This is a genomic window from Streptomyces sp. NPDC016851, from assembly GCF_055562795.1.
Map to the genome: position 1 here is coordinate 13,265 of NZ_JBVHEP010000002.1, position 14,195 is coordinate 27,459.

At 71.0% G+C, this 14,195-nt stretch carries 9 protein-coding genes and 1 pseudogene; 1 reads left to right on the forward strand and 9 read right to left on the reverse strand.

Annotated elements, in window-relative coordinates; genetic code table 11:
* Positions 1 to 70 precede the first annotated feature (70 nt).
* Positions 71 to 2,665 (forward strand): ABC transporter permease, encoded by a 2,595-nt coding sequence (locus ACZ3I3_RS02805; protein ID WP_467362008.1) that lies wholly within the window; start codon positions 71 to 73, stop codon positions 2,663 to 2,665.
* Positions 2,666 to 2,684: 19 nt separating this feature from the next.
* Here ACZ3I3_RS02805 and ACZ3I3_RS02810 read toward each other — a convergent pair whose 3' ends face one another.
* The 9 genes and pseudogenes from ACZ3I3_RS02810 to ACZ3I3_RS02850 form a co-directional block, all read right to left on the reverse strand.
* Positions 2,685 to 3,605, reverse strand: a complete 921-nt coding sequence (locus ACZ3I3_RS02810) for a hypothetical protein (RefSeq protein ID WP_467362009.1) — start codon at positions 3,603 to 3,605, stop codon at positions 2,685 to 2,687.
* Between the two features lie 173 nt (positions 3,606 to 3,778).
* Positions 3,779 to 5,431 carry a glucose-6-phosphate isomerase gene (gene pgi, locus ACZ3I3_RS02815; protein ID WP_467362702.1) on the reverse strand — a complete coding sequence of 551 codons (1,653 nt, stop codon included), beginning with the start codon at positions 5,429 to 5,431 and terminating at the stop codon, positions 3,779 to 3,781.
* Positions 5,432 to 5,629: 198 nt separating this feature from the next.
* Positions 5,630 to 6,769 (reverse strand): annotated as a pseudogene (locus tag ACZ3I3_RS02820) (MFS transporter); the annotation flags it as partial.
* A 133-nt stretch (positions 6,770 to 6,902) separates the two neighbouring features.
* Positions 6,903 to 7,238: an RNA polymerase-binding protein RbpA gene (locus ACZ3I3_RS02825; RefSeq protein WP_003976875.1), complete on the reverse strand. Its 336-nt coding sequence runs from the start codon at positions 7,236 to 7,238 to the stop codon at positions 6,903 to 6,905.
* Positions 7,239 to 7,461: 223 nt separating this feature from the next.
* On the reverse strand, positions 7,462 to 7,698 hold the full coding sequence (gene secG, locus ACZ3I3_RS02830; RefSeq protein ID WP_208641567.1) for a preprotein translocase subunit SecG: 237 nt from the start codon (positions 7,696 to 7,698) through the stop codon (positions 7,462 to 7,464).
* 95 nt (positions 7,699 to 7,793) lie between these two features.
* Positions 7,794 to 8,570, reverse strand: a complete 777-nt coding sequence (gene tpiA, locus ACZ3I3_RS02835) for a triose-phosphate isomerase (RefSeq protein ID WP_356923156.1) — start codon at positions 8,568 to 8,570, stop codon at positions 7,794 to 7,796.
* Between the two features lie 5 nt (positions 8,571 to 8,575).
* Entirely contained in the window at positions 8,576 to 9,787 is a 1,212-nt protein-coding gene (locus tag ACZ3I3_RS02840) for a phosphoglycerate kinase (protein ID WP_467362010.1), read from the reverse strand.
* A gap of 142 nt (positions 9,788 to 9,929) precedes the next feature.
* Positions 9,930 to 10,937: a type I glyceraldehyde-3-phosphate dehydrogenase gene (gene gap, locus ACZ3I3_RS02845; RefSeq protein ID WP_086561720.1), complete on the reverse strand. Its 1,008-nt coding sequence runs from the start codon at positions 10,935 to 10,937 to the stop codon at positions 9,930 to 9,932.
* Positions 10,938 to 11,193: 256 nt separating this feature from the next.
* The gene (locus ACZ3I3_RS02850; RefSeq protein ID WP_467362013.1) at positions 11,194 to 14,148 is read right to left on the reverse strand and encodes a M14 family metallopeptidase; all 2,955 of its coding nucleotides are present in this window, start codon (positions 14,146 to 14,148) and stop codon (positions 11,194 to 11,196) included.
* Between the last annotated feature and the right edge of the window lie 47 nt (positions 14,149 to 14,195).

Consider the following 14,195-nt stretch of genomic DNA (forward strand, 5'->3'; position numbering starts at 1 on the left):
CATGCGGGTGAAGGACTGACATGCGGGTGTACGACGGCTGCCCGGTGTCCGGGCCGAGGGGCTGAGGCCCGTGCGAGCCACCCTGCGCTGGGCGCACTCCGATCTGCGCACGCACCGCGGCGAGGCGCTGTTCCTCGTCCTCGCCACCGCGGGCATCGTCGCCTCCCTGCTGCTGGCCACGGCCCTGTTCGGGTACGCCACCAATCCCTGGCAGCGCGTGTTCACGCAGTCGCACGGCGCGCACGTGTGGCTGCACACCGACACCGCCGCCGACACCGGGAAGCTGGCCGGGCTGGACGGTGTCGACTCCGTCGCCGGCCCCTACCCCACCGCGGCCACCACCGTCGCCTCACGCGGCAGCCGCGCCGCCGTGGAGCTGCGCGCCACCCCGCAGCGGCCGTCAGTCGGCCGCCCGCCGGTGGTCTCCGGCCACTGGCTGGACCCCGCGACGCCGAACGGTGTGGTCCTGGAGAGCCGCCTCGCCCGCGCCCTGCTGGCCGAGCCCGGCGACACCCTCACCGTGCCCGGCACCGCCCGCGAACTGACCGTCGTGGGCCTCGCCGACAGCGCCGAGCCGCGCTACCGGCCCGGTGAACAGCCGGGCCTGGTGTGGGCACTGCCGTCGGCCGTGCCGGACCCCGGCGGCCAGGTGATCGGACTGCGGCTGACGGATCCCGGCGACACGTCCTACGTCGTCCAGCGCGCCGTGACCGTCCTGGGCGCCGGGGCGATCGGGGAGGTGTCCACCTGGCAGCAGGCCCGGGCCGAGGCGCAGGGCGACAACCGGCTCCTCGGCCAGGTGCTGGGCCTGTTCGGGCTGGGCGCGCTGGTCGCCGCCGGGCTCGCCGTGCACGGGGCGATCGGCACCCGCATCCGCGGCCACCTGCGGGATCTCTCCGTGCTGAAGGCGATCGGCTTCACCCCCGGCCAGGTGGTCCGCATCTTCCTGCTCCAGCACCTCGCCTACGCCCTCCTCGGCGCCGTGGCCGCCGCCGCGCTGGCCGAGGCCCTGGGCAGCCGGATCCCGGGGCGCCTCGGGGACGCGGTCGGGGTGTGGCAGGGACTGCCCGGCCACACCGTGGCCCTGTTCGTGATCCCGGTGGGCGCGGTGCTGTTCATCGGCGCGACCACCGGCCTGGCCGCCTGGCGAGCGGGCCGTGTCCCGCCGGTCCCGGTGCAGCGGCCCGCGGCGGCACTCGGCGGGCGGTTGTCCGGGGCGAACACGGGCCGAGCCCTCGGACCGGGCCCTGCGGCGGCTACACCTGGCACGCAGCCGACCGGAACAACAGCCCAAGCCCTCCAGCCCGCTGCCGCACCGCCTGTCAGGCGTCTGACCGACGGCCTGCGCCGGATCCTCGGGCTGCGGCCCACAGCGGCGGCCGCACCTGACGGGCTGCCGACCGGGGCACCGAGCCAAGCCCCGCGACCACAGCCCGCGGAGGCTCCGCATGGCGGACGGCCGACCAGCGGCCTGCGCCGCGTCCTCAGGCTGCGCCCTGCGGCTCCCCGGGCCGGGCAGCTCTCCGACCTGGCACGGCGTGCCCTCGGGGCAGGGGTTCCGCCCGCGCTGGTGCTGGGCTGGCACAAGGCGTTCACCCGCCGCCCCCGGTCCCTCGCCACCGTCGCCCGCCTCACCCTGCCGCTGCTGCTGATCGTCGTGGCGATGAGCGCGTGGACCACCATCGACCGCTTCCACAGCACGCCCGAGCAGGTCGGCCTGCCGACCGCCCTCAGCGTCCGCGCCGACGCCGGCCTCAGCGAGCGGCAGACCCGCGCCCTCCTGGAGCGCGACCCGGAGGTGGCCGCCGCCTACCCCGGCGTGGAGACGGCCGCCCTGGTTCCGGGCCAGACGGCGACCATCGCCCTGCGCGGCCTCGGCACCGGCCAGGACCCCTACCCGTACACCCTCGCCGAGGGCCGCCCCGCCCGCGGCGCCGACGAGGCCGTGGCCGGGCAGGGACTGCTCGACCTGCTGGACGTGCGCGTCGGCGACTGGGTGCGGATGACCGTCGGGGACCAGCCGCAGATCCTGCACATCGTGGGCCGCAGCGTCGAGCCGGAGAACGCCGGCCGGGTCATCTCGACGTCCCTCGACACCCTCCGCGCGAACGACCCCGAGCTCCGCCCGACCCTCTACGAGCTGCGTCTGGACCCGGGTGCCGACCCCCGGGAGGTCGCCGACCGGCTGGCCACGGCCGGGCGCGGCCACCTGGACGTGCACACCGTCACCAACCCCGCCGACGGGCTCTCCCCGCTGCGCGCCGTCATCGCCGGGCTGATCGCCGTCCTCGCCCTCATCGGGCTGATCGAGCTGCTGACCGCGATCGGCGGCACCGTCCGCGAGAGCGAACGGGACCTGCTCGCGCTGAAGGCCATCGGCCTGTCCCCCCGCCAGATCACGGCCATCACGGTCACGGCCACCGGCTGTACGGCACTGGCGGCCGTGCTCGCCGCCACCGCCCTGGGCCTGCCGCTCGCCCACTGGCTGATCGACGCCCAGGGCCGGTCGAGCGGTATCGGCGCCGGCATCGCCCAGGGGCCGTCCGCCCCGCTGATGCTGCTGCTAGGTGCGGCGGCGGTACTCTGCGCGGCCGCCCTGGCCGCCGTACCCGCGGCCCGCGCGGCCCGCCGCCGCCTGGCGGACACGCTGAGCGCGGTCGCCTGACGTCCCGGCCGCTCCGGGGTCAGCCCCCGTACGGGTGCCCCGGGTTGTACGGCGGCTGCGGGTGCGGGTGCGGGGCGTACGGGTGCTGCCCGCCCGGCGCGTAGGGATGGCCGTACGGGTTTCCCTGCGGCGGCAGGTACGGCGACCCGGCCGGGGGCATTCCCGGGGGCATCGGCGGGACCGGCCCGGGCGCCGGCGCCAGAGTCGCCGGATGGGCCTTCAGCCGGATCCCGTACCGCCGCTTGAGCCGCCCCATCTCCAGCAGCGCGATGGCGGTGACCGTCACCGGAGCGCCCAGGATGAAGACGATGCCCAGGGTGAGGCTCAGCCCGTGCAGATCACCGGTGACGAGGTCCGGGACGGCCACCAGCCAGCTGGTCACCATGGCGAGCAGCGGTGGCAGACAGCGGTGCGTGGCGGCCGTGCCGAAGAAGTTGCCGGAGACCCGCACCGCCCCGTAGGCCGTGAAGATGAGCATCCACATCATCGTCAGGCCGACCCCGATGATCACAGCCGCGTTCGCCGACCCGTTCACGGTCTGTACCAGCCCCAGCAGTGCGGCCACGCATCCGACGAACAGCAGGAGCAGCAGCAGGGAGTTGAGCAGCGGCACCCGCAGCTGCCGCACCGTGCCGCCCCGGCGCCATACGAAGAGCATCGCCCCGACCGTCAGCGGCGTGAGGAAGAGCAGGACGACGGAGGCCGTCATCGCGTTCTCCAGCAGCTCCGTGAAGTCGAAGCCGCCCTCGACGAAGGTGAAGACACCGAGGGACGCGACGGCCCCGGCGATGACCCGGAACTTCTTCAGCCGCTCCACGGACGGATCGAGCGGCTGCGGTATCCACGCCGGGTGGAACACCGCCCGGGCCACGTCCTGGGGCTTCAGGACGGACCGGACCGTCAGCGTGCCGCCTGTCCAACTTCCGCGTGTGCGTGCCACTTCGCGCTCCCCCGAGCACTCGCCGTGATGATCGACGGGGAGTCTACGGGAAGCGGAAGGGACACCGCCGGGCAGTGGGCGGAAACAGCGCGCGCCGAGCGGCGGTTGGAGTCAGCGCGCCACCGGGCGGTGGGCGGACGACGCGCTGCCGTCCGCCTCCCGCCCGGTCCTCGTCACTGCCGGCCGCGCAGCTCCCTGTACGTGGCGACCAGGGCCTTGGTGGACGCGTCCAGGCCCTCGACCTCCGCGCCCTCGGTCAGCGCGGGTTCGACCCGCTTGGCGAGGACCTTGCCCAACTCCACGCCCCACTGGTCGAAGGAGTCGATGTTCCACACCGCGCCCTGCACGAACACCTTGTGCTCGTAGAGGGCGACCAGCTGGCCGAGGACGGACGGCGTCAGCTCGGGCGCCAGGATGGTGGTCGTCGGGTGGTTGCCCTTGAACGTCTTGTGCGGCACCAGCTCCTCCGGCACACCCTCGGCCCGCACCTCCTCCGGTGTCTTGCCGAAGGCGAGCGCCTGCGTCTGCGCGAAGAAGTTGGCCATCAGCAGGTCGTGCTGCGCCTTGAGCCGGTCGCCCAGCTCCCCGACCGGCCGCGCGAAGCCGATGAAGTCCGCCGGGATCAGCTTCGTGCCCTGGTGGATGAGCTGGTAGTAGGCGTGCTGCCCGTTGGTGCCCGGCGTACCCCACACCACCGGGCCGGTCTGCCACTCCACCTCACGCCCGTCCCGGTCGACGTACTTGCCGTTGGACTCCATGTCGAGCTGCTGGAGATAGGCGGTGAACTTGGACAGGTAGTGGCTGTACGGCAGCACCGCGTGCGACTGGGCGTCGTGGAAGTTGCCGTACCAGATGCCCAGCAGGCCCAGCAGCAGCGGCACGTTGGACTCCGGGGGCGCGGTCCGGAAGTGCTCGTCGACGATCCGGAAGCCGTCGAGCATCTCCCGGAAGTTGTCCGGGCCGATCGCGATCATCAGGGACAGGCCGATCGCGGAGTCGTACGAGTAACGGCCACCGACCCAGTCCCAGAACTCGAACATGTTGGCCGTGTCGATACCGAACTCGGCGACCTTCTCGGCGTTCGTCGACAGGGCGACGAAGTGCTTGGCGACGGCGGCGTCGTCACCGAGCGCGTCCAGCAGCCAGCCGCGCGCGGACGTGGCGTTGGTGACCGTCTCGATGGTGGTGAAGGTCTTGGAGGCGATGACGAACAGCGTCTGAGCGGGGTCCAGATCCCGCACCGCCTCGTGCAGGTCGGCGCCGTCCACGTTCGACACGAAGCGGACCGTCAGGTCGCGGTCGGTGAAGGCGCGCAGTACCTCGTACGCCATCGCGGGACCCAGGTCGGAGCCGCCGATGCCGACGTTGACCACGTTGCGGATCCGCTTGCCAGTGTGCCCCGTCCACTCCCCCGAGCGCACCCGGTTCGCGAAGTCGGCCATCTTGTCGAGCACCGCGTGCACGCCCGGCACCACGTTCTCGCCGTCGACCTCGACGACCGAGTCCCGCGGCGCTCGCAGCGCGGTGTGCAGCACGGCCCGGTTCTCCGTGGTGTTGATCTTCTCGCCGCGGAACATGGCGTCCCGCAGCCCGAACACGTCGGTGGCGGCGGCCAGTTCGCGCAGCAGCCGCAGGGTGTCGTCGGTGACGAGGTGCTTGGAGTAGTCGACGTACAGGTCGCCGACCCGGAGGGTGTACGCGGTGCCGCGGCCGGAGTCGGCGGCGAACAGCTCGCGCAGCTGGACATCGCCCAGCTCCTCGCGGTGCTTGGCCAGTGCCGTCCACTCGGGCGTCTGGTTGAGCCTGGTACGGCCGTCTGCGTTCATCTCGGGCTTCAGCCTTCTTTCCTGTCCTGCCTGCGTACCTTGCCCCGCTGCCGGTCCCAACCTAATGGAGCAGCGCGTGACATCGGCTGCCGTGGCGCCGTCGCCCGGCTCGACAACATCTACGTTCACGTTGAGCGCGGGTATCAGCGCGATGACGGAGAGGACGAAGAAGGCGGCCGTGAGCAGGGGCGGGGTGTTCGGCCCCCAGGCGGTGGCGACGGCCCCACCCAGCAGGGCGCCGAGGGGAACGCCGGCGAAGGCCAGGGTGCGGAAGGCCGAGCTGACCCGGCCCAGGAGCTCGGCGGGGCTGCGCTCCTGCATCAGTGTCGTGGTGTTGACGTTCCACACCATGCCCATGAGCCCGAAGACGGCGAGCGCGCCCACGAGCACGGTGAGACTGCGTACGGTGCCCATGACGACGAGGGCCGCGGTCTGCACCGAGCCGGCGAGCAGCACGGACCGCAGCCGGCCGAGACGCGCGACCAGCCGGCCGTTGACCACTCCCCCGGCCAGACTGCCGAGCGTGAAGGCCGCTCCCGCCGCCGCGTATCCCGCGGGGCCCGCGCCGAGCCAGTCGGTGACGAGGACGACCAGCAGGGCGAGCTGGGCGCCCATGCCGATGTTGCACAGGGCGGTCGCGGCGCACAGGCCGCGCAGGGCGCGGTCGCGCCACAGGGTGCGCAACCCTTCCGCGATCTCGCGGCGCAGTGTGCTGCCCGACGGTCGCGGCGCGCGGTCGGACTCGGCGGCCGGCAGTGAGGCCACCAGCGCGGCGGCCACCAGGAACGTCACGGCGTCGGCCGCGAAGGGCACGGCGGCCCCGGCGGCCAGCAGCAGCGGCACGACGGGCCCGCCCAGCAGGCCGCCCGCGATGCGCTGGCCCGTCAGCAGCCGGGCGTTGGCGCTGCCGAGGGCGCCGCGGTCGACCAGGGCGGGCAGCAGGGCCGTGGCGGCGTTGTCGAAGAGGGTCTGGAGGGTGGTCAGGGCGAAGGCCAGCACGATGAGCAGGCCGATCGTGGCGTGACCGAGAGCGACGGCCACCGCGAAGGCGGCGACCAGCAGCCCACGTAAGGCGTCCACCGTCCACATCGCCCGCCGCTGGTCCACGCGGTCGGCGACGGCCCCGCCGAGCAGGCCGAAGACGATCCAGGGCAGATAGCCGCAGGCCGTGACGGAGGCGATGAGCAGCGGTTCGTCGGTCAGCGTGACGGCGAGCAGCGGCAGCGCGGCCGTACGCAGCGCGTCACCGAAACTGGACAGCACGGCGGCGCTCCACAGCCGTCCGAACCCCCCGCGCCACGCGGGCGCGCGCACGCTTCCCACCTCGACCGTCGCCACTGTCCCCCCTCACGGTTCGCCCGATGCACAAACCGTAGAGGGCACCACTGACAATCGGTCCGCGAGCGGCCGTCCGCCGGTGCGGAAAGCAGCTCCGGCCGGGCACCCGCTGGTGCCCGGCCGGTCTCGACTTCTAGATCTCGCCCCGCAGTTTGGCGAGCGCCTCGGCGAGGATCGCCTCGCCGTCCGCGTCGCTGCGGCGCTCCCGCACGTACGCCAAGTGCGTCTTGTAGGGCTCGGTGCGCGGCGGGTCCGGCGGGTTGTCCCGGTCCTGGCCGGCCGGGAATCCGCAGCGGGGACAGTCCCAGGTTTCGGGCACCTGCGCGTCGCTGGCGAAGCTCGGCTGGGTCTCGTGTCCGTTGGAGCACCAGAAGGAGATGCGCAGCCGCGGCGCGGACTCGCCGCGCTCGGCCTCGCCCATCGGCCCCGCCCCGACCCGGCTTCCCCGGATCGCGTTGCCACTTGCCACGGTCGTAACTCCCTGCGTGATGGTGCCGCGAAGCGAGTCGGCGTTCCGCTTCGCTGCGAGCGCCTCAGTCTACGTAAGGCCCAACGCGCGTCCAGTGATTGGAGTTACAACCCTCACACCTAGACGCAAGCCCCATGATAGGCCGCGCTGTGCCGCGCGTACCGAACATGGGGCGTTACGTACGTATTGCCTGCGTACGCAGTGCGTGCGGGATGCGGGCCGGTCAGTTGTTCACCTTCATCAGGATGCCGAGCACGATGATGCACGCGAACCAGAGCAGACCGACCACGACGGTGATCCGGTCGAGGTTGCGTTCGGCGACCGAGGAGCCGCCGACGGAGGACTGCATGCCGCCACCGAACATGTCGGAGAGACCGCCGCCCTTGCCCTTGTGCATCAGCACCAGCAGCATCATCAGCAGGCTGAAGACGATCAGGGCGATCGAGAACCCCAAAACCACGGCTGGACCAACTTCCTCGGATTCGGATGGACGACGCGGGGTCCAGCACAGTGCTGGACCCCGCAAGGGTACGACGGATCGCGCCTACCGCATACTCACTGGTCGCGGAAGCGCACGATCTTGACGAACTCGTCGGCGTCCAGCGAGGCGCCGCCGACCAGGGCGCCGTCGATGTCGGCCTGGGCCATGATCTCGGCGACGTTGCCCGACTTCACGGAGCCGCCGTACTGGATGCGGACCTTGTCGGCGACGTCCTGCGAGTACAGCTCCGCGATCTTGCCGCGGATCGCCGCGCAGACCTCCTGGGCGTCCTCGGCGCCGCAGACCTTGCCGGTGCCGATGGCCCAGACGGGCTCGTAGGCGATCACGACGGTCTCGGCCTGCTCGGCGGGGAGGTCCTTCAGACCGCCCTCGACCTGGGCGAGGGTGTGGGAGACGTGGTTGCCCGCCTCGCGGACCTCCAGCTCCTCGCCGACGCACAGGATGGGGGTCAGGCCGTGCTTGTAGGCGGCCTTGACCTTGGCGTTCACCAGCTCGTCGGTCTCGGCGTGGTACTGGCGGCGCTCGCTGTGGCCGATGGCGACGAACGTGCACTTCAGCTTGGCCAGCATGGGGCCGGAGATCTCGCCGGTGTAGGCACCGCCGTCGTGTGCGGAGATGTCCTGGGCGCCGTACTTGATCTTGAGCTTGTCGCCGTCGACCAGGGTCTGTACGGAGCGCAGGTCGGTGAAGGGCGGCAGGACGGCGACCTCGACGGCCTCGTAGTCCTTGTCGGCCAGGGCGAAGGCGAGTTTCTGGACGTGGGCGATGGCCTCGAGGTGGTTGAGGTTCATCTTCCAGTTGCCCGCCATCAGCGGCGTGCGCGTGCTCATCTAGGTCAGTCCTCCAGTGCGGCGAGGCCGGGGAGCGTCTTGCCCTCGAGGTATTCGAGGGAGGCGCCGCCACCGGTCGAGATGTGGCCGAATGCCGTCTCGTCGAAGCCGAGGGTGCGCACGGCGGCGGCGGAGTCTCCGCCGCCGACCACGGTGAAGCCCTTGGATTCGACGAGGGCCTGGGCGACCGCCTTGGTGCCCTCGGCGTAGTCGGGGTGCTCGAAGACGCCCATGGGCCCGTTCCAGAAGACGGTGGCGGCGTCGGCGAGCTTGGACGCGTACAGCTTGCGGGTCTCGGGCCCGATGTCGAGGCCCATCTGGTCGGCCGGGATGGCGTCCGCGGCGACGGTCGTGGGGTGGGCGGCAGCCTTGGTCTTCAGGTCCGGGAACTCGGTCGCGCTCAGGGCGTCGACGGGCACGACCAGCTCGACGCCGGTCTTCTCGGCCCGCTCGACGTACTCCTGGACGGCCGCGATCTGGTCCTCCTGGAGGAGGGAACCGCCGACCTCGTAGCCCTTGGCCTTGAGGAAGGTGTAGGCCATGCCGCCGCCGATGAGGATGCGGTCGGCCCTGCCGAGCAGCTGGTCGATGACGGCGAGCTTGTCGGAGACCTTGGCGCCGCCGAGGGCGACGACGTAGGGCCGCTGGAGGTCGTCCGTCAGCTTCTTCAGGACGGCGACCTCCTTGGCGATGAGGTAGCCGGCGGCGTGCGGCAGCCGGGCCGGAAGGTCGTAGACGGAGGCGTGCTTGCGGTGCACGGCCCCGAAGCCGTCGCCGACGTAGAGGTCCGCGAGGGCGGCGAGCTGGTCGGCGAAGGCGCCGCGCTCGGCGTCGTCCTTGCTGGTCTCACCGGCGTTGAAGCGCAGGTTCTCGACGACCGCGACCTGGCCGTCGGTGAGGGCGGCGACGGTGGACCGGGCGGACTCGCCGACCGTGTCGGTGGCGAACGGTACGTCCGTGCCGAGGAGTTCACCGAGGCGCGCGGCGGCCGGGGCGAGGGAGAAGGCCGGGTCCGGGGCGCCCTTGGGGCGGCCCAGGTGCGAGGCGACGACCACCCTTGCGCCCGCGTCGGCGAGGGCCTTGACCGTGGGCACCACGGCGCGGATCCGGCCGTCGTCGGTGATGGTGGTGCCGTCCAGCGGCACGTTCAGGTCGGCGCGGACGAAGACCCGCTGGCCGGCCACCCCTTCGGAGAGGAGTTCGTCGATCGTCTTCATGAGGGGACTCCTGGAAGAGCTCGTGATCGCTCGTAAGCGCTCGTGATCGAACAGCTCTGATCTGTACGTGAGTCAGGGCTCGGACAGCGCATTCTCGCGCTGCCCGAGCCCTGTTCTCACATGGACGTGCCTGCTCCGTGGATCAGAGCTGGTTGCCGACGAAGACCGTCAGGTCGACGAGGCGGTTGGAGTAGCCCCACTCGTTGTCGTACCAGCCGATGACCTTCACGTTCTTGCCCTCCTGGACCATGGTCAGGGAGGAGTCGAAGGTGCAGGACGCCGGGGCGTTGACGATGTCGGACGAGACGATCGGGTCCTCCGTGTACTCGAGGATGCCCTTCAGCTCGCCCTCGGCCGCCTTCTGGAAGGCGGCGTTGACCTCTTCCTTGGTGACCTCGCGGCCGAGCTCGAGGACCAGGTCGGTGACCGAGCCGGTCGGGACCGGGACGCGCATGGCCATGCCGTCCAGCTTGCCCTTGAGCTGCGGGAGGACCAGCGCGGTGGCCTTGGCGGCACCCGTGGTGGTCGGGATGATGTTCTCGGCGGCGGCACGGGCGCGGCGCAGGTCCTTGTGCGGGAAGTCCAGGATGCGCTGGTCGTTCGTGTACGCGTGCACCGTCGTCATCAGGCCCTTGACGATGCCGAAGTTCTCGTCGAGGACCTTGGCCATCGGCGCCACACAGTTGGTGGTGCAGGAGGCGTTGGAGATGACGTGGTGGTTCGCCGGGTCGTAGCTGTCCTGGTTGACGCCCATCACGATGGTGACGTCCTCGTCCTTGGCCGGGGCCGAGATGAGGACCTTCTTGGCGCCGCCGGCGATGTGCTTCTCGGCGTCGGCCTTCTTGGTGAAGATGCCGGTCGACTCGATGACGATGTCGACGCCCAGCTCGCCCCACGGGATGTCGGCGGGGTTGCGCTCGGCGAGGACCTTGATGGTCTTGTCGCCGACGGTGATGGTGTCCTCGGTGTGCGAGACCTCCTGCTTGAGGCGGCCGAGGATGGTGTCGTACTTCAGCAGGTGAGCGGTGGTCGCGGTGTCACCCAGGTCGTTGACAGCCACGATCTCGATGTCTGCACCCTGCTCCAGCAGCGCGCGGAAGTAGTTACGACCGATGCGGCCGAAGCCGTTGATGCCTACGCGGATCGTCACGAACCGATCTCCTCGTTGGTACGCCGGCCATGAAGAGCCGGCGAGCTCTGTTTGGGATGTCCCCGACCGCCTACGACCCTACCTCCCTGAGGCTGCGGTGGTGACATCCAGATGCCCCATACACGGCAGGGCGGTCCGTACCGGCCAGTAGGGGTACGGACCGCCCGCCACCGAGAGCCAGATCACTGGATTTCGCTACCCGGTGTGGTGCCTGTTGACGGAGAGTTCCCAGCGCCTCCGGGGTCACACGTCGGGGTCACACGTCGAGGGAGGCGAGCGCCTTTCTCATCAGTGCCGCCCGGTCGGCCGCGGTGGCGACGTGCTCCAGGCCGAAGCCCAGCAGCACGGTGTCGTCCGTGGTGACCGCGCCGTATGTCTGGAACAGGGCCCCGGTGCGGGTCCAGTCCTTCAGGACGGCCGGGCTGCCCGCGGGCGGTCCGGCCGCCTTCCAGGCGCCGAGCGAGGTCTCGAAGCCCTCGGTCTCCTTCGCCGTGCCGCCGACGACGAGCGAGGCGTCGTCGGCGAGGACGCCGTGTCCGCCGGTGCCCGGGTCGGTGACGTAGCTGATCGAGACCTCGACCGTCTTGCCGGCGTACGCGCTCAGGTCGAAGTCCACCCGCTGCCAGCCGCCGGAGGAACCGGTGAGGCTGTTCCACGACCCGGTGCTGCCGGTCGCGGTGCAGCCGTCGTCCGACAAGGTCAGGTAGTGCTTCAGCCAGGGGTGCTCACGGACGTAGAAGCCGCCCCCGCACTCGGCCGGAACGGCGGCCTTGGTGGCGCCGCCCGCCTCCGGCAGGGTGGTCCAGTCGTCGGCGCCCGCGGTGTGGGCCTCGATCAGGACGTTGTCGTAGCCGGGCTCGGTGTCCCACATCAGCTGGGTGCGCAGGGTCGGCTTGTCGGCCGCGGCGACGCCGGTGAGGTCCACGGTGCGGGTGAGGCGCTTGTAGGCGTCGTCGGTGTGGACGGCGGCGGCCATCGAGGAGCCCGCGTACGGGCCGTACGGGTTGACCGCGCCGGCGAACTGTCCGGCGCCCTTGCTCGCGAACTGCGGGAACTCGTCGGCGGGCAGTTCGTCGGAGGTGACGCCGTAGCGGCCCGCCTTGTCGAGGGGGTTTCCGGGCGCGGCGGCGAGCGGGCCCTGGAAGCCGCCCAGCTCTCCGGAGCCGGTGAAGTCGGTGGCTCCGGCGGCCGAGGTACGGCTGTAGGCGCCCAGGTAGTACTGGCTGAAGTCGTTCGACAGAGTGCCGCCGCCGAGGTCGACGCTGCCGCCGGCCTGCTCGCCGGCTTCGATCAGCCTGCCGCCCTCGTTGAGGTGGGCGCGCAGCTGGAGCTGGGTGGCGTTGCCGGGGACGCCGGCGCCCGTGTAGTGGACGACGGTGTCGAAGTGGCCCAGCACGCCCAGCGCGTCCGGCGCGCCGCGCCCGGCGACGTCCCAGACGAGCGCCTTGCGGCCGTTGGCCTTGAGGGCGTCCACGTACTTCCGTGCCTGCGTGGCGGCCGCGCCCTCCTCGGCGACGACGAGGGTGTCCGCCCTGGGCCGTTCGGCGACGGTGTAGGTGAAGCGCTTGCTGGAGACCTTCTTGCCGTTCTTCGTCTCCGCGGTGAACCACACCTCGACCTTGTCGCCGGGATCGCCGTCCTTGACCTTCGCCCGGTACTCGTCGAAGTAGAGGTTGTCCTCACCGCCGTAGGTCTCGCCGCCCTTCCAGGGCTTGAGGGCCATGTCCTCGGTGCGGCCGCCGTTGACGCGGTACTTCAGCTCCTTGTCGCGCAGCGACTTGCGTGCGACGACGGAGACCTCCTGGTCGGCGCCGCGGGAGTACGACACGGGGAACGCGGCCGGGGTGAAGTCGGCGGCGCTCAGCCCGACCGACGAGGACGGCCGGTCGGGGTGGGCGGCGGACTCGGCCACGGAGAGCGCGAACGGGACGTTCTTGGCGAACTCCTGCTGGATCAGCTTCTCGTCGTCCGGGAAGGTGAAGATCGACCGGCAGTCGGACGCCTTCCACTCGTCGTCCGGATCGACGTTGGAGGCCGTCTGACAGGTCGACATCTCCGGGGTGAACATCGCCAGGCCGTTGACGTTCGCCGCGTGGCCGTCGGCCTCGCCGTTGGTGGTGTACAGCTCGGAGGAGACCTGCGGGTGGTAGCCGGGGATCGCGGGGTTCTCGGGCGTACCGGCGAGCGCTTCGTACACGACGTCGTCCGGGGTGTGCGTAGCCACCTGCCAGCCGACTCCGTAGAGGATCAGTTCGGCGGCGGAGTGGTAGTTGATGCCGTACGTGAAGCCGATCCGCTTCTGGAAGGCGTCCAGGGCCTTGGTCTCCGGCTCCGAGTTGGGTCCGGCGCCGCGGTAGGTCTCGCTGGTGGGGTTGGGGGACGAGCCCTCGTCGTCGTAGCCCCACTTGTAGGCGAAGTTGCGGTTGAGGTCGACGCCGTCGCCGGTGCCGATGACGCCGTCGGCGTTGACGTCCCGCAGGTTCTTGCGCCACAGGCGGTTGGCGTCACCGCTGTGGGTGTGGTCGTAGCCGTCGGGGTTGGCCGAGATGACGAACCACAGTTCGGTGGAGTCGACGATCTTCTTGACGCGCCGGTCCTTCTTGTAGTTGTCCAGGTAGTGATGCATCAGGCGCCGGGTCATCTCCGGCGTGATCCACTCACGCGCGTGCTGGTTGGACAGGTAGAGGACCGAGGGCTTGGAGCCGTCCTTCGTCTTCTTCGCGCCCTTGGTGAACTTCAGCGCGAGGATGTCCTGGCCCCTGACCGTCTTGCCGATGGAGACGACCTTGGTGAGGCCGGGGTGGTCCTGCGCGGCCTCGAGGATCTCCTCCTTGATGCCGCCCTTGCCGCCGTACGGGCGGAACACGCCCTCGGCGGCGTTCTCCACGCGGGCTTCCGCCTTGGTGGAGAGGTCGTGCTCGGTGAGGTCGACGCCCTGCTTCGCCAGCTTCTTCGCCTGCTGGTCGGTCAGGATGACCTCGATGGTGGCGGTTCCCTTCTCGGGCACCTGCTCACTGAGTTCGTGGCCGTCCTGGCCGGCCGCGAGCAGCAGGGGTACCTGCTCGTGGGTGACGTCGGCGCGGAAGACCTTGACTTCGTCCGGGTCGGACGGGGGTGAACTGTCAGGTTGTGCCTGGGCGATGGGTGCGATGCTCGCTCCGCCGATCAGGAGCGCGCCGACAGCGAGGATCGATCTCGCTCTTCGTCTCATGAACCCCCCTAGCGTGGGTTCGCCACAGCAGCGAACAGATGCCAGGC